The organism is Intestinirhabdus alba (genome assembly GCF_009711095.1).
Lineage (GTDB): Bacteria > Pseudomonadota > Gammaproteobacteria > Enterobacterales > Enterobacteriaceae > Intestinirhabdus > Intestinirhabdus alba.
On sequence record NZ_WMJZ01000017.1, the window covers coordinates 40981 to 57946 of the forward strand.

Consider the following 16966-nt stretch of genomic DNA (forward strand, 5'->3'; position numbering starts at 1 on the left):
AGCCCGGCGTGCGGGCCGGGTTAAAAGGGTGGCATCACGCTACCGCGTGGTCCTGATTTGACGTCACTCGCCGTCAGCGCTCGGCGATCAGACGGATAATATCTTCATCCTGGGGCGTTTTCTTAGCCGCCGTCTCTCCCGCGGATTTTTCCGGCTCATTTGCCTCACAGAGTCGACGCAGCAGCGCGTTTTGCCGCTTTTGCTGTTCCAGTAACGCCTCCAGCAGCGCGATCTGCTCGTTTATTCGCGAGCTGCTGCGATTAACAAAGAACCACAGCGCCAGACCGACGACCAGAGCGACCGCCGATACCAGCAGTGACCCAAAAGTAAACGCGCCGGAATTCAAAACTTCGTTCATTTCACCCCCTAAACGTTGACGGAGCATTCTATCACCGCCGCATCAGAAGGGAATCGGTGGTTGTAAAAATGGTATCACCAGGGAATGAACTTATTGATGGCGCAAATTCCGTTGAAAAACGGCACATCCTGATCGCACATCACATTGAAAAATTGCATCCAGAGCAGCAGGCAGACAAGGACAATAGCGATCAAAATTAGCCAGCGATACTTTTTCACACCCATCTCCACGTAACCCCTTTACTCTATCACCTGACATAGCCAGACCCGCGATGCCCGCAGGTTTAACGACTCTTTCAGGATCGTCCACGGGGAACAAAGGGCATTCCGGCTAAGCTAAAACAATAAGCATCAGGCAGAGCGAAAGACGTCTGTTGTTCGCGTAAGCGCTGCGGGAACACTGGACAATGCTGCCAGAGATTAACACCAGGCGGTCGCCTCCACCACACCGCTCTCGTTCGGGGCGGCGGATTCCATGTGCCTCTCCCCATAATAAAAAACTGCCGGAGACGCGCTCCGACAGTTTTTATCGCTACGCCTGGCTCAGAACGGATAAGCGTGATATCCCATCTGTTCCGAAATTTTGCGGGCAGCCGCGTGCAGCATCGCCACATATTCGTGCAGCCGCTCTTCCGAAAAGCGCAGCGTCGGGAAGGAGATGCTCAGGCCAGCAATAACCACGCCGAAGCGGTCAAACACCGGCACACCGATGCAGCGCAGGCCCTCTTCCTGTTCTTCATTATCTTCACCGTAGCCCTGTTCGCGCACCAGATCCAGCACCGGCAGCAGCGCTTCCGTCGAGGTGATAGTGCGCCCGGTACTCTCCTTATACTCCACGCCCTCAAGAATCTGTTTTGCTTCCTCACGATCCCGCCACGCCAGCAACACTTTGCCGATCGCCGTGCTGTAGAGCGGATTACGACGGCCAATGCGCGAGTACATGCGCAGATTGTACATAGAATCAATCTTATGGATGTAGACGATGCTGTCTTCATCCAGCGCCCCCAGGTGCACCGTCTCTTTAGTCAGGCGGGAAAGCTCGCGCATCTGGATATCGGCACTGCGGATCAGATCGATGTTCTGCAACGCCCGTGCGCCCAGTTCAAACAGCTTGAGGGTCAGAGAGTATTTTTCTGACTCACCTTCCTGAGCGACATAACCCAGCGTTTTCATGGTCTGCAAAAAGCGATAAACGGTGCTTTTTGACATCATAACGCGCTGCGACAGCTCGGTAATCCCTATTTCGCGCTCTTCACCCAGCGCCTGCAGAATGCCAAAAACCTTCAGCACAGAAGATACAGAATCGGGCTGTTTGTCCAGATCTGCGTTAGCCATTTATCACCTCATTACGAGTGTTTTATAAAATTCAGAACGAGTTTTTATTATAATTTCGCGCCGGACTGCCCGCAATCCATCTTTGCCGGCTTCGTTACAAATCTGCGACATAACCCCTGAATATTCAGAGTGAACTGGTTATTGCGATCCTGGTTCTACCGCTAAATCACCTGCGGAAGGTGGGCTACAGGCCCGATCGTAGAGAGGCGGTACAAAAAAAGCGCGTCCTGCGACGCGCTTTGCTGATGCTGCGAGAGGATTAACCCTGCCGCTTATTTAAGATACTGCCCGCTGCGCAGCGCCTCAATACGCTTATCCAGCGGCGGGTGAGTCATAAACAGTTCGCTTAACGATTTCGACTTCCCGTTGATGCAGAAAGCCATCATGCTGGAGGCTTCCTGCGGCTCGTAGCTGGTTTTCAGGCGCTGCAGCGCGGCAATCATCTTCTCGCGGCCCACCAGCTTCGCCGAACCGGCGTCGGCATGAAATTCGCGATAGCGCGAGAACCACATGGTGATAAGGCTTGCCAGGATGCCGAACACCAGCTCCAGCACCGTCGCCACGGCAAAGTAGATCAGCGGATTGCCGTTGCTGCTTTCGCCTTCGTCGCGGTTGCCGCCGAGAAAGCCGGAGGCGACCTGCGCCAGAATCCGCGAAATAAAGATAACAAAGGTGTTTACTACCCCCTGAATCAGGGTCAGGGTTACCATATCACCGTTGGCAATATGGCTGATTTCATGGGCGATAACGGCTTCCGCCTCGTCCTGGCTCATATTCTGCAACAGCCCGGTGCTCACCGCCACCAGCGAGGCGTCACGGCGGGCACCGGTAGCAAAAGCGTTGATATCCGGCGCGAGATAAATAGCCACCTGCGGCATGGCGATACCGGCCTGGCGCGCCTGGGTTGCCACAGTGTTCATCAGCCAGCGTTCTCTTTCGTTGCGCGGCTGTTCGATCACCTCTCCACCAACGGAGCGTAACGCCATCCATTTGGACATCAGAAGCGACACGAACGAGCCGCCAAAGCCGAACAGCAGCGCCATAATCATCAGGCCCTGAACGCTACCTGACCGTATTCCCGTCAGGCTCAGCACCAGCCCGAAAACGACCATAACGGCCAGGTTCGTCAGCAGGAAGAGCGCGATTCGCATCATAATTTTCTTTTAACCTCAATTTAACAAAGCGCACTATGCGATTACCCACATCGTATGGGTCGTGGGGCTATTTTCAAGCATCGCAGGGGCGTAAGTCACCAGAAAAACACAACTTTACATTTTGTCGTATCTGGTTGACGCGAAAAAAGGGGGGTTAAAAAAACGGGCACAATTTCTTGTGCCCGTCGGGTTATTTGCGGGAAGCGGAGCGTTCAGTCGGCTTCTCTTTTTCTGAATGCGCCAGATCGAGCGCAATTTTTACCGTCTCATCAAGATAGGGATCCGGCTCTTTATACTCTTTCGGCAGATCGTCCAGCTTCTTGAGCGGCGGTTTGCCCTCGCGCCTGAAGCGATCGTTAATGCGCGCCAGGCGCAGGGCGTCATCTTCCGCGTTCTCTTTTTCGCGCTGGGCAAAATTGAGGGAGACGACGTTACGCTTGTCCTTCAACGCATTAAACCGCGCGATATCTTTTATGATGTACTGGAATTCAGGGTCCTGCGCGATGCGGTCGTTATGCTTCTTCAGCAGATCCGGCCCGAACGGTTTAAGATCGCCTGATTTCACCCAGCTCGCCGCGTCGATACTGTCCCACGGCAGGGCGTTATCCTCAAACTTCTCTCCGGTTTCCGACTCTTCATTGCCGGTCGGCATAATGATGTCCGGCGTAACGCCCTTGCGCTGCGTGCTGCCGCCGTTAACGCGATAGAACTTCTGAATGGTGTACTGAACGGAGCCCAGAGCGGGCCACTCCGGCCGCAGCATTTGATCGTAAATGCGATTTAAAGAGCGATACTGCTGCACGGTGCCCTTGCCGAAGGTCGGCTCGCCAACGATCAGCGCGCGGCCGTAGTCCTGCATCGCCGCGGCAAAAATTTCCGACGCGGAGGCGCTGAAACGATCGACCAGCACCACCAGCGGACCTTTGTAATAAACAACGCCGTCGTTGTCGCTATCCTGACGCACCTTGCCGTTGTTATCGCGGACCTGAACCACCGGGCCGGACGGGATAAACAGGCCGGAGAGCGATACCGCCTCCGTCAGCGCCCCGCCGCCGTTGGTACGCAGATCGATAATCACGCTGCTGACGCCCTGCTTCTCCAGCTTCTGCAGCTGGACCTTGACGTCATCCGTCAGGCCCACATAGAAGCCGGGAATATCCAGCACCCCGACCTTCTCTTTACCGACGGTTTTCACCGACATCTTCACCGCGCGATCTTCAAGACGAATGCGCTCACGGGTCAGCGTCACGGTGCGGGTTTTCGTCCCCTTACCGGCGGGAAGGATCTCCAGACGAACCTTGCTCCCCTTCGGCCCTTTAATCAGCGCCACAACGTCATCAAGACGCCAGCCGATAATGTCCACCATGGCCTTGCCGCCCTGGCCGACGCCGACGATGCGATCGCCAACGCTCAGCGCCTTGCTTTTGGCCGCCGGGCCGCCCGCCACCATGGAGTTGATCACCGTGTAATCATCGTCCATCATCTGCAGCACCGCGCCGATCCCTTCCAGAGAAAGGCTCATTTCAGTATTAAACTGCTCGGTGTTACGCGGCGAGAGATAGTTAGTATGCGGATCGATTTCGCGGGCAAAGGCGGTCATTGACAGCGAAAAAACATCCTCGCTGTTGGTCTGGGTCAGCCGACGGATCGCAAACTTATAGCGGCGCGTCAGGGTTTCGCGAATTTCCTTTTCACTCTTGCCGGACAGCTTCAGGTTAAGGGCATCAAATTTCACCTTCCCGTCCCACAGGGCGTTCAGCTCGGCCTCGTCTTTCGGCCAGGGTGCCTTGCTGCGATCCAGGTTAAAGGTATCGTTGCCGGTAAAATCCAGCGGCCGTTCCAGGACGCTCAGGGCGTACTGATAGCGTTCAAAACGGCGTTTCTGCGCGAGGTTGTAGAGATCGTAGAAGACGCTAAGTTTACCGGAGCGCAGCTCGTCGCCCAGCTCACCTTTCTTTTTAGCGAACTGCGCCACGTCGCTCGCCAGCAGCACGTTATGGCTGTAGTCAAGCAGGTTCAGATAGCGATCGAATATTTTGCCGGAAAAGGCCTCGTCGAGGTCGAACTGGCGGTAATGCGACCGGGTAAACCGCGACGTCACACGCTCGCTTACGGTCGCATGCTGCGTTTCTTCCTTGAGTACGGGAATTTGATCGGCGCGCGTAATGTTCTCCGCGGCAAAGGTCTGGCCTGCGACTGCAAGCAGGCCAGCTAACGCGGTAAGCCTAAAAAAAGTGTTCATGCCAGGCCCGGCCTCCGTTTCAGAACGCCAGGTGTTCTGCGCGTACAATCAATGACATGCCAGAATTCAGCTGCACGCGAACGCCGTCTTTGGTGACTTCCAGAACGGTGGCGTCCATCGCGTTATTGCCAGCTTTCACCTTCAGGGTCTGTCCTGGGGTCAGGGCTGAGATGTCAGAAACCGGGGTATGCTGCTGCTCTTCCCGCGGCGCGCGTGGCGCTTTAGCCGCCGGTTTTTCAGCGCGAGGCTTACGCTCTGCGCCTTCCTTACGACGCGGCGCGGCAGGGCGCGGCCTGCGCTCCCGGCGCGGTGCCTCGCCTTTTTCACCGGCGGCGGCGGCCGCTTCGCGTTTTTTCGCCTGCTGCTCGGCGCGCTGCGCCTGGACCCGGGCCTTAGCCTCTTCAAGCTGCTTGCGCGCATGTTCTACATGCTGCTCATCCAGCTCGCCGCACGGGTTGCCGTCGAGATCGACGCGCGTCGCGCCCGGCTTCACGCCGTACAGATAGCGCCAGCTTGAGGTATAGAGACGTAAAGCGGAACGAAGCTGCGTTTTGCTAAGGTTCATCTCACCCGCAACGCGCTCGACTAAATCCTGAAAAATGCCGATTTTCAGCGGGCGCGCTTCGCCTTCCGCACTAAAGCATTGTGGAAAACGTTCGGCCAGAAACGCGATAACTTCTTTACTGCTATTCAACTTGGGTTGATTTTCCATGAAATTTCCTGATTACAACGGACGTAGCCAACAAGCCGCAGGCATGAACAGGCGACATTATAATGACGTCATCAGTAATTGCTACGTTATCCGTTGATTATCCTGCGACACTCGCAAAGAATTTTTTGTAATCCGTCATTGCAAGCGCCGTTTCAAGATGCTTAACGAGCTGGCGAAGACCCTGTTCATCTTCGGCGCTGAAGCGGCCGAACGTGATGCTGTCAATATCCAGCACGCCGATAATCTGCCCCGCCACCGTCAGCGGCAGTACGATTTCCGCATTGCTGGCGGCATCGCAGGCAATGTGTCCGTCAAACGTGTGGACATCTGCAATGCGCTGCACCTGATTTTGCGCCACCGCCGCACCGCAAACGCCGCGCCCCACCGGGATCCGTACGCAGGCGATTTTACCCTGAAACGGCCCCAGTACCAGCGTGTCGTGCTCCAGCAGATAGAAACCAGCCCAGTTAACTTCCGCAAGCCGTTCGTACAGCAGCGCGCTGGTATTGGCCAGTATCGCCAGAAAACTTGTCTCCCCCGCCATCAGCGCCTGAAAATCGCGGTTTAACTCTGCATAAAACTCTGTCTTGTTCATTATTCGATCGCTTAAAGTCTGACCCATCAGGCGTAATTATCGCGGATGCTTTGCACGCGGACAGCGCGCAGCAGCCTAAAGTACGTGAGCATGATTCGCAACGCTCTCGTCCCGATGGACGTTCACGTTTTGTGTTAGCGCTGCCCGGGTTCAAAATGGCAAGTAAACCAACCTGATGGGCCAGGGGCTTAATTGCTATACCTCAGAACCACCGGCCTATTAAAATAAGCATTAAATGCGCTAATGCTCAAGATCATTCCCGCCATGAGTTACTATTACCTGCATCTCACATTTTAATTGGCGCTACATGGCTCTTAACACTCCTCGCTTCACGCCAGCAAAAAAAATCGTTATTCAATCTGTCGGCGAGGCGCGGCCGCGCGCGTGCTATCAGCGCTGCCCGCAGTGCGACATTCTGTTCAGCCTGCCGCAGCTGCGCGCGCGTCAGAGCGCACACTGCCCCCGCTGCCACGCCAAAATTCGCGACGGCCGCGACTGGTCGTTAACCCGTCTGGCGGCGCTGGCGCTGGCGATGCTGCTGCTGATGCCCTTTGCCTGGGGCGAGCCGGTGCTGCACCTTTATCTGCTGGGGATCCGCATTGACGCCAACGTTATGCAGGGCATCTGGCAGATGTCAAAACAGGGCGATCCCGTTACCGCCGCAATGGTCTTTTTCTGCGTCGTCGGCGCGCCGCTGGTGCTGGTTCTCGCCATCGCCTGTCTGTGGTTCGGCAAAATTTTTGGTCTCAACCTGCGCCCGGTGCTGCTGCTGCTGGAGAGGCTCCGGGAGTGGGTGATGCTGGATATTTATCTGGTCGGCATCGGCGTGGCGTCAATTAAAGTTCTTGACTACGCCTGGCTGCAGCCCGGCGTCGGGCTGTTTGCTTTTATCGCGCTGGTGATCCTCAGCGTTCTGACGCTGTCACACCTCAATATTGAGCAGCTGTGGCAGCAGTTCTATCCCCTGCCTCCCGCCCGCCGCCCCGATCGCACGCTGCGGATCTGCACCGGCTGCCATTTTACCGGCTATCCCGATGGCCGGGGACGCTGCCCGCGCTGCCATATCCCGCTACGGCTGCGGCGTAATCAGAGCATTCAGAAGTGCTGGGCCGCGCTGCTGGCCTCCGTCGTCTTTCTGCTACCCGCCAACCTGCTGCCCATCTCGGTCATCTACCTTAACGGCAGTCGCCAGGAGGACACCATTTTGTCCGGGATTATGTCGCTGGCCAGCAGCAATATCGCGGTCGCCGCCATCGTGTTTATCGCCAGTATCCTGGTGCCGTTTACCAAAGTTATCGTCATGTTCACCCTGCTGCTCAGCATCCATTTCAGATGCCAGCAGGGGCTGCGTACCCGCATTCGCCTGCTGCGCGCCGTGACCTGGATTGGCCGCTGGTCAATGCTGGATCTGTTTGTTATCTCATTGACCATGTCGCTGATTAATCGCGACCAGATCCTCGCCTTTACGATGGGGCCCGCTGCATTTTATTTCGGCGCAGCGGTAATTTTGACTATTCTTGCTGTGGAATGGCTGGACAGCCGCTTACTTTGGGATGCACATGAGTCAGGAAACGCCCGCTTCGACGACTGAAGCGCAGATTAAAACCAAACGCCGTATTTCCCCCTTCTGGCTGCTGCCGTTTATCGCGCTGCTCATCGCCGGGTGGCTGATCTGGAACAGCTATGAGGTACGCGGCAATACCGTCACCATCGACTTCATGTCCGCCGACGGCATCGTGGCGGGCCGCACCCCCGTACGCTATCAGGGGGTGGAGGTCGGGATGGTAAAGGAAATCAGCCTCAGTAAGGATCTGCATAAAATTGAGGTGCGGGTCAGCATCAAGTCCGATATGAAGGACGCCCTGCGCGAAGAGACGCAGTTCTGGCTGGTCACGCCGAAGGCGTCGCTGGCGGGCGTTTCCGGTCTCGACGCGCTGGTCGGCGGCAACTATATCGGCATGATGCCCGGCAAGGGCAAAGAACAAGATCACTTCGTGGCCCTTGATACCCAGCCCAAATATCGCCTGCAAAACGGCGATCTGATGATCCATCTGCAGGCCCCCGATCTTGGCTCCCTCAACGCCGGCTCGCTGGTCTATTTTCGTAAAATCCCGGTGGGCAAGGTTTACGACTACGCCATTAATCCTAACAATCAGGGTGTCACCATCGATGTCCTCATCGAGCGTCGCTTCACCCAGCTGGTGAAAAAAGGCAGCCGCTTCTGGAACGTATCCGGGGTTAACGCCGACGTCACCTTCAGCGGGGCCAGGGTCAAGCTGGAGAGCCTGGCGGCGCTGGTCAACGGCGCGGTGGCCTTTGACTCGCCGGAGGCGTCACAGCCTGCCGGGCAGGACGACACCTTCGGCCTGTATGAGGATTTAGCGCACAGCCAGCGCGGCGTCATCGTGAAGCTCCAGCTGCCCGGCGGCGACGGCCTGAAGGCGGACTCCACGCCGCTGATGTACCAGGGGCTGGAAGTGGGCCAGCTGACAAAGCTGGATCTGCTGGCGGACGGCAAGGTCACCGGCGAAATGACCGTTGACCCGAGCGTGGTCTCCCTGCTGCGCCAGAATACGCGCATTGAGCTGCGCAGCCCGAAGCTCTCGCTCAGTGATGCCAACGTCAGCGCCCTGCTGACCGGTAAAACCTTCGAGCTGGTGCCGGGGGACGGCGAGCCGCGCAGCGAGTTCGTGGTGGTGCCAGGTGAAAAGGCGCTGCTGCACGAGCCAAACGCGCTGACCCTCACCCTGACCGCCCCGGAGAGCTACGGCATTAACGCCGGACAGCCGCTGCTGCTGCACGGTGTGCAGGTGGGCGAGGTGATTGAGCGCCGGCTCACCGACAAAGGCATCCTTTTTACCGTCGCCATCGATCCGCAGCATCGCGGGCTGGTTCAGGGCGACAGTAAATTCGTGGTCAACAGTATGGTGGATGTCAAAGTGGGCCTCGACGGGGTGGAGTTCCTGGGTGCCAGCGCCGGGGAATGGCTTAACGGCGGCATCCGCATCCTGCCCGGCACCAAAGGTGAGATGAAATCGCGCTACCCGCTGTACGCCAACCTTGAGAAAGCCCTGGAGAACAACCTCAGCGATCTGCCCACCACCACGCTCAGCCTCAGCGCCGAAACGCTGCCGGACGTGCAGGCCGGTTCGGTGGTGCTGTACCGTAAATTTGAGGTGGGCGAGGTTATCACCGTCCGCCCCCGCGCTAACGCTTTTGACATCGATCTGCATATCAAACCGGAGTATCGCAACCTGCTGACCAGCAACAGCGTTTTCTGGGCGGAGGGCGGCGCGAAGGTCCAGCTTAACGGCAGCGGCCTGACCGTCCAGGCCTCTCCCCTGTCGCGGGCGCTGAAGGGTGCCATCAGCTTTGACAACCTGAGCGGTGCCGGTGCCAGCCAGCGTAAAGGTGACAAGCGGATCCTCTACGCCTCAGAGACCGCCGCGCGCGCGGTCGGCGGTCAAATTACCCTGCACGCCTTCGACGCGGGCAAGCTGGCCGAAGGGATGCCGATTCGCTACCTGGGCATTGATATCGGCCAGCTTCAGTCGTTAAAGCTTATCACCGACCGCAACGAGGTGCAGGCAAAGGCGGTGCTCTATCCGGAGTATGTCCAGACCTTTGCCCGCGCCGGCTCTCGTTTTTCGGTGGTCACCCCGCAGATCTCCGCGGCAGGGGTGGAGCACCTCGACACCATTCTGCAGCCCTATATCAACGTTGAGCCGGGGAGCGGCAAGGCGCGGCGCGACTTCGAGCTGCAGGAGGCCACCATTACCGACTCCCGCTACCTGGACGGCCTGAGCATCGTGGTAGAGGCACCGGAGGCGGGCTCACTGAGCATCGGCACCCCGGTGCTGTTTCGCGGGATCGAGGTGGGCACCGTCACCGGCATGACCCTCGGCACGCTCTCCGATCGGGTGATGATCGCCCTGCGCATCAGCCAGCGCTACCAGCATCTGGTGCGCAACAACTCGCTGTTCTGGCTGGCTTCCGGCTACAGTCTTGACTTCGGCCTGACCGGCGGGGTGGTTAAAACCGGCACCTTTAATCAGTTTATTCGCGGCGGTATCGCCTTTGCCACGCCGCCCGGCATTCCGCTGGCACCGAAGGCGCAGGCCGGCAAGCACTTCCTGCTGCAGGAGAGCGAGCCGAAAGCGTGGCGCGAATGGGGAACCGCCCTGCCGCGATAGGCCGCGCCCGTTAACCGGCGTGGCGTCGCGCTCACGAACGGTTAAGGGACACAACCTGCCCCCTCTGCTCCGGCGTGCCCGCGCCGGAGCCTTTATGATACACTCTCCCCCTGTTTTTCTGCCGGTGGTACACTCTTGTGGCTCAACACGCTCTCTTTTTTCCAGACGCCTTTCTGATGCAAATGCGCGAAGCGATGCCCGCCTCGCTCTCTTTTGAGGCGTTTCTCGCGGCCTGCCAGCGTCCCCTGCGCCGCAGCATTCGCGTTAACACGCTGAAAATCTCCGTGGCGGATTTCCTCGCCCTCACCGCGCGCTACGGCTGGTCGCTTACGCCGGTGCCCTGGTGCGCGGAGGGTTTCTGGATCGAACGTGATGAAGAGGCATCGCTGCCGCTGGGCAGCACGGCCGAACACCTGAGCGGCCTGTTCTATATTCAGGAGGCCAGCTCAATGCTGCCGGTGGCCGCCCTGTTTGCCGACGGCGAAGCGCCGCAGCGCGTGATGGACATGGCGGCCGCCCCCGGCTCCAAAACCACGCAGATTGCCGCCCGTATGGGCAACCGGGGCGCGATCCTGGCCAACGAATTTTCCGCCAGCCGCGTTAAGGTGCTGCACGCCAACGTCAGCCGCTGCGGGGTTGCCAACGTCGCCCTGACCCACTTTGACGGCCGGGTATTTGGCGCGGCGCTGCCGGAGGCGTTCGACGCCATCCTGCTGGACGCCCCCTGCTCCGGCGAGGGGGTGGTGCGTAAAGATCCCAACGCCCTAAAAAACTGGTCCGTTGAAGGCAACCGGGAGATCGCCGCCACCCAGCGGGAGCTGATCGACAGCGCGTTTCACGCCCTGCGCCCGGGCGGCACGCTGGTATACTCCACCTGCACGCTGAACCGCGAGGAAAATGAGGCCGTGGTCCAGTGGCTGAAGGCGCGCTATCCCGACGCGGTGGAGTTTTTACCGCTCGGCGCGCTCTTTCCTGACGCCGGACGCGCCCTGACGGAAGAGGGCTTTCTTCACGTCTTCCCACAGATATATGACTGCGAGGGTTTCTTTGTCGCCCGCCTGCGTAAAACCCAGGCCCTGCCGCCGCTTCCCGCCCCGAAATACAAGGTTGGCAACTTCCCCTTCACGCCGGTTAAAGCGCGCGAGGCGGCGCTGATTGCCCGGGCGGCGAACGCCTGCGGCCTGCGCTGGGATGACAACCTGCGCCTATGGCAGCGCGATAAAGAGGTGTGGCTGTTCCCGACCGCGATTGAGCCGCTTATCGGCAGGGTGCGCTTTTCACGTCCGGGCATCAAGCTGGCGGAAAGCCATAATAAGGGCTATCGCTGGCAGCACGAGGCGGCGATCGCCCTGGGCGAAGCCGATCGCTCCTGCGCGTTTGAGCTGTCGGAGGCGGAAGCGGAAGAGTGGTATCGCGGCCGCGACCTCTATCCGCAGACGCTCCCCGCCGCCGACGATGTGCTGGTCACCTTCCAGCGCCGCCCCGTCGGCCTCGCGAAGCGTATCGCCTCACGGCTGAAAAACAGCTATCCGCGTGAGCTGGTGCGCGATGGCAAACTTTTCACCGGCAAAGCCTGAGACAAACCGAAAAACGCACTTTTTTACTGGCGAATTTGCCCGCGTTGACTAGGCTGAAAAATGGGTGTCCGTACTGGTCATACCACAATCGCTGAACCAACGGAGAGCATAATGATGAAAACCAGTGTGCGCATTGGCGCTTTTGAAATCGACGATGGCGAACTGCACGGCGAAGCGTCGGGAGACCGAACGTTAACCATTCCCTGCAGTTCCGATCCGGATTTATGCATGCAGCTGGATGCCTGGGACGATGAAACCAGCATTCCCGCTATCCTCAACGGTGAGCATTCGGTTCTTTTTCGCCAGCATTACGATCGACAATCTGACGCCTGGATCATGCGCCTTGCCTGATTCAAAAAGAACCCGTCGCCAGGCGGGTTACTTATCCTGTTTATTCCCTGACGCTAACACCTTCTGAACATTCGTTTCGGCGGTACGATTTGAGGATGGAATGTTTGCACTGGTACCGTTTATCTGTTATCTGGGCGGCGGCTGCGAAGATATCGTCGTGGATATCTACAATTCGGAGCAGCAGTGCCTGTACGCTCTGGACGAGCAGCGGATTCGCCAGGGCGGCTGCTTTCCCGTTGAAGACTTTATTGATGGATTCTGGCAGCCGGCGCAGCAGTACGGCGACTTCTGATCGCTGAAGCCAGGGTTAACTGGCCACCCCGCCCTCCCTGCGGCGCAAATAAGGCTATTCGGACAGGCTGGCGCAGGGGCCGCACCGCATATTCCCGCTTTATTCCTGCGTTTTATATCCTAAATAATTCGAGTTTCAGGACAAAACGCAGCGCGTTTTGAACAGCCCCCGGGCTGGCCCCGAAGGGGTGAGACCCTCAGCCCGAATCACGCGGCGACGCACATGCAACTTGAAGTATGACGGGTATACACCAGAAAGCGTCTTCGCTATCTTAAACCTCTCCCCTATCGGATACTGCCCGACAGCAAAAAAATATACTGCTTTTCTAATTTTTGTTATCTTGCTTCTTTATATTCCAGAAATAGTTCGGGTAGCGGTCAAGCGTAAACCATATTGTCTTAAATATGACCTTTTTGTTACAGAATAGCTCCTGCTCCCGCTCAGTGGCCCAACAACTATTTCACATATCACAAACAAATAAGAATCTGAGTCACTTAATGGATAAAGCATTTCTGCAGGAATGCCTGCGGGTAGAAGTAATTGGTGGCAGAGACAAAGCCTTTACCTGGCCTCGCGCAATACGCCACGCCTGGCGTCAGCCTAAACGCCGCTTCCTGTTCTGGTGGCGTATCGCCTCTTATTTGTACAGCTCAGGAGGCAAAAGAACCAGGAAGATTGCCTCATTTATAAACCGCCGTCTGATGCGCAAATACCATACTGAGATTGGCTTAGGTGCGAAAATTCAGCCCGGGCTGAACATTGCGCATTATAATGGAATTGTGGTGTCAATTTATTGTGAGATTGGCAAAAATTTTTTAATTCGCCAAAACACCACCATTGGCATTAAACAGCCGGGAAAAAACGATGCGGAGTATCAAATTACCATTGGCGATAACGTTACGCTGGGAGCCAACTGCTGCATTATAGCCGACCGGATAAAAATTGGTAGCAATGTCACCATTGGTGCGATGTCGTTTATCAACAAAGATATTCCCGATAACACCCTTTATTATACCAGGAAAGAGAATACCATTGAGAGCCAGAGTCAATAATAACCGATCAATGGCACCCGTCCCGGCAGCTGCTGAAGATATCCCGATCTGCCGGTTAATTCTCTTATTACCTTCGTTTTATTTACGCTGTACGGCTGCGAACGGTAAATCTATAATAAGTCACTGCTAAAATATAATTATGATCTATACCCTAAATAATTCGAGTTGCAGGACAAAACGCGGCACGTTTTGTACAGCCGTAGCACTGGCCCCGAAGGGGTGAGGCCGCAGGCCGAATCACGCGGCAAGCGATCGGTGAGGGACAGGGATGTCCCTCATTCATCCCCGGGAGCATAGCGAACACTATGACCGGGGTGAACGACAAATCTGTCGGGAGCAGATTTGAACGCCGCGCAGCGGCGGCCCGTCAGGGCGAGTCTCATGGATGAGACAAGTAACCAGAAGCCAACGCACATGCAGCCTGAAGTATGACGGGTATATATTTTTGAATATGCTTTTACCTGACCGTTTTGCTTATAACCGTCTACGCCGTTTCGAAGATGCTCACGCAGTATCAATATGCGTTCCTGGATGGGCTGCACGGCGTTTATGCCGCTCTGGTTGCCCTGTTTCATTTATACTGGCGGGCGGTGAAATGGGGCCAGTGATAACACGGCCGTTCGCCCTGTGTTAAGGCGCGCCGGAGCCTAATTGTTGCCAAACACATCGCGCGTATAAACCTTCTCCCTGACGTCCTGCAGCTCCGCCGCCATTCGGTTTGAGATAATCACATCGGCCTGACGCTTAAAGGCGAGCAGATTTCGTTCAAGCCTGGCGTTGAAAAAGTGGGACTCCGCCATGGCCGGCTCATAAATAATAATTTCCACGCCTTTTGCCTGCAGTCGCCTGATCACCCCCTGCACCGATGAGGAGCGGAAGTTATCAGACCCCTCTTTCGCAATCAGCCGGTAAACGCCAACCACATCAGGCTTCCTGGCAAGAATCGCACTGGCGATAAAGTCTTTTCGCGTGCGGTTAGCCTCAACGATCGCCGCAATCAGGCTATTAGGTACGTTACGATAATTCGCCAGCAGCTGTTTAGTATCTTTTGGCAGGCAGTAGCCGCCATAGCCAAATGACGGATTATTGTAATGATTGCCAATCCGCGGATCGAGACACACCCCTTCAACGATCTGTCGGGTATTCAGCCCCATGCTTTCGGCATAGCTGTCCAGCTCGTTAAAATAGGCCACCCGCATCGCCAGATAGGTATTGGTAAACAGCTTAATCGCCTCTGCCTCTGTCGAATCAGTAAACAGCGTCGGGATCTCCTGTTTTACCGCCCCCTCCTGCAGCAGAGCGGCGAAGGTTCTGCCACACACGGAATCTTCACCGACCACGATTCGTGACGGATAAAGATTATCGTAAAGCGCTTTACCCTCCCGCAGAAACTCCGGTGAGAAAATAATATGTTGCCCGGCAAATTTTTGGCGGATGCGCTTTGTAAACCCTACGGGAACGGTAGATTTAATGACGATAACCGCCGCAGGGTTAATTTCCGCCACGTCCCGGATAACGCACTCGACGCTTTCGGTATTAAACGAATGGTTCACCGGATCGTAATCAGTAGGCGTGGCGATAATAACGTAATCCGCCTCCTGATACGCCCTCTTTTTATCCAGCGTGGCGCTAATCATCGTCCTCTCCGACTGCAAATATTGCTCAATATATTCATCAGCAATCGGCGACACTCTGCTATTTATCATTGCCACGCGATGGGGGTTAATATCAAAAGCAATAACCTTATGGTGTTGGGCAATCAGTAAGGCGTTAGACAGCCCGACATATCCGGTTCCGGAAACGGTAATTTTCATTTCATACTCGCAAAATTAGCGTACGTTGACAGCGGCCAGATCCGGCGCTGGGCGCATTATTTAAAATCGACTTTCATCATCTCTGGAATCGACGTGCCGCGGGTGGTCTCAACACAATGACGGATATAATCAACGAAGCGTGGCGGATGCGGCATCCCTAAACCGAGCAGCTTTTTATTGGAAAAGCGCACGTTGAGCCGGGAAAACTCGCCGTACAGGCGCATGGCCCTGAGCATCAGCCGCTCATTGCACGGCCCGTAAATCGTTTTAAATTCCCTGCGGCACTGGATAAGATCCTCATAGTCGACCTGCCGGTAGTCAGAGGAGAGCGGCGGCTGCCCCAGCGCGTCGGCAATGGCCCGATCGATCTCCGCAAAGCTGACGCTGCGCTCGTCACCGGCGGAAACGTGGTACACCCGCTCCTCAACGGTCCGCCTTTTTACCAGCATCAGCAGCGCTTCCGCACAATAATCCACCGGGATAACATCGATTTTATCGCCAAGGGAACACATAAATTTACCCAGCATCAGCGCCATGCGGAAAACCCAGAAGATGCTGCTGGAGGGACGGCAGCCCAGGCTGCTGTGGCCCACGACGATTGAAGGCCGGGCAATCACCAGCGGCAGCGCCGGGCACTGCTCCAGCATCAGCTGCTCAATGGAGGATTTAGACCAGGTATACTGAACCAGATGCTCCTCTTCCTCCTTATGGGTGATGCTCTCGGTCACCAGCGCGCCGGCTTCCGGGATGCAGGACATGGCGGTTCCCACGTGGAGAAAACGCTTAAGTTTACGCACATTGGCCATTCGGCGGGCAAACTTCAGCGTACCTTCGACATTCACTTTCCATATCAGCGCATTCTCACCAAAGGAGGCGACGGCGGCGGCGTTAATCACGTGCGTCACCTCAAGAAGACGCTCATCATTCAGGAAACGATCCGGCTCCGCCAGGTCGCCAATGATAATATTTTGCAGGCTGAGGCTGCTCAGTGATTTTTCATCGCAGGCAAAGCGCTGAAGATTCTCTTTTATTCTACTCAGCCCTTCCTCAGCTGAAGATGCCCTGACCAGCAGCAGATAGTGATCAAACGCATTTTCAGAGAGTGCTTTCGCTAAAACTGCGCCACTGAGAAACCCTGTGGCTCCGGTAATTAATAAAGAACTCATTCACTTTACCTCTTCGATTAAAAAAGAGATTGTAGAGCGCAAATAATAAACACTATTTCAACAGCGCACGCGCCGAATGAAATAAAGTGAATATCAATACAGGGTAAATAACCTGAATTTTTTAAT

15 protein-coding genes are annotated in these 16966 nt (G+C 56.3%); 6 read left to right on the plus strand and 9 right to left on the minus strand.

The genetic code is table 11. The features are described from left to right. Positions 1-73: 73 nt before the first annotated feature. From GJV78_RS13120 to GJV78_RS13150, 7 genes are all read right to left on the minus strand, one after another. Positions 74-358, minus strand: a complete 285-nt coding sequence (locus tag GJV78_RS13120; RefSeq protein ID WP_155108782.1) for a YebO family protein — start codon at positions 356-358, stop codon at positions 74-76. A 74-nt stretch (positions 359-432) separates the two neighbouring features. Next, entirely contained in the window at positions 433-576 is a 144-nt protein-coding gene (gene mgrB / locus GJV78_RS13125; RefSeq protein WP_167519562.1) for a PhoP/PhoQ regulator MgrB, read from the minus strand. 324 nt (positions 577-900) lie between these two features. Next, complete coding sequence (kdgR, locus tag GJV78_RS13130) at positions 901-1692, minus strand: DNA-binding transcriptional regulator KdgR (protein WP_155108784.1); 792 nt, start codon at positions 1690-1692, stop codon at positions 901-903. Between the two features lie 272 nt (positions 1693-1964). Continuing rightward, positions 1965-2846, minus strand: coding sequence for a protease HtpX (htpX, locus tag GJV78_RS13135; protein ID WP_155108785.1), 882 nt, complete (start codon positions 2844-2846; stop codon positions 1965-1967). Between the two features lie 190 nt (positions 2847-3036). Continuing rightward, positions 3037-5088, minus strand: a complete 2052-nt coding sequence (gene prc, locus GJV78_RS13140; protein WP_155108786.1) for a carboxy terminal-processing peptidase — start codon at positions 5086-5088, stop codon at positions 3037-3039. Positions 5089-5107: 19 nt separating this feature from the next. After that, positions 5108-5800: an RNA chaperone ProQ gene (proQ, locus tag GJV78_RS13145; RefSeq protein ID WP_155108787.1), complete on the minus strand. Its 693-nt coding sequence runs from the start codon at positions 5798-5800 to the stop codon at positions 5108-5110. Between the two features lie 97 nt (positions 5801-5897). Next, positions 5898-6395: a GAF domain-containing protein gene (locus GJV78_RS13150; RefSeq protein WP_155108788.1), complete on the minus strand. Its 498-nt coding sequence runs from the start codon at positions 6393-6395 to the stop codon at positions 5898-5900. Positions 6396-6702: 307 nt separating this feature from the next. Here GJV78_RS13150 and yebS point away from each other — a divergent pair, with 307 nt between their 5' ends. The 6 genes from yebS (at position 6703) to GJV78_RS13180 (ending at position 13860) form a co-directional block, all read left to right on the plus strand. Further along, positions 6703-7986: a membrane integrity lipid transport subunit YebS gene (gene yebS, locus GJV78_RS13155; protein WP_155108789.1), complete on the plus strand. Its 1284-nt coding sequence runs from the start codon at positions 6703-6705 to the stop codon at positions 7984-7986. Next, a complete protein-coding gene (locus GJV78_RS13160; RefSeq protein WP_155108790.1) occupies positions 7955-10588 on the plus strand; it encodes a PqiB family protein in 2634 nt (877 codons plus the stop codon). The genes yebS and GJV78_RS13160 overlap by 32 nt, the downstream gene beginning before the upstream one ends. 137 nt (positions 10589-10725) lie before the next feature. Further along, a complete protein-coding gene (gene rsmF / locus GJV78_RS13165) occupies positions 10726-12165 on the plus strand; it encodes a 16S rRNA (cytosine(1407)-C(5))-methyltransferase RsmF (RefSeq protein WP_167519563.1) in 1440 nt (479 codons plus the stop codon). Between the two features lie 114 nt (positions 12166-12279). Beyond that, positions 12280-12516 carry a YebV family protein gene (locus GJV78_RS13170; protein WP_167519566.1) on the plus strand — a complete coding sequence of 79 codons (237 nt, stop codon included), beginning with the start codon at positions 12280-12282 and terminating at the stop codon, positions 12514-12516. Between the two features lie 100 nt (positions 12517-12616). Further along, positions 12617-12808, plus strand: a complete 192-nt coding sequence (locus GJV78_RS13175) for a YdfD/YebW family protein (protein WP_155108793.1) — start codon at positions 12617-12619, stop codon at positions 12806-12808. A gap of 497 nt (positions 12809-13305) precedes the next feature. After that, positions 13306-13860, plus strand: coding sequence for a serine acetyltransferase (locus GJV78_RS13180; RefSeq protein WP_155108794.1), 555 nt, complete (start codon positions 13306-13308; stop codon positions 13858-13860). Between the two features lie 647 nt (positions 13861-14507). On the opposite strand, the gene GJV78_RS13185 is transcribed toward GJV78_RS13180, so the two are convergent. Continuing rightward, positions 14508-15674, minus strand: a complete 1167-nt coding sequence (locus GJV78_RS13185) for a nucleotide sugar dehydrogenase (protein WP_155108795.1) — start codon at positions 15672-15674, stop codon at positions 14508-14510. 56 nt (positions 15675-15730) lie between these two features. After that, positions 15731-16840 (minus strand): SDR family oxidoreductase, encoded by a 1110-nt coding sequence (locus tag GJV78_RS13190; RefSeq protein ID WP_155108796.1) that lies wholly within the window; start codon positions 16838-16840, stop codon positions 15731-15733. Positions 16841-16966 lie beyond the last annotated feature (126 nt).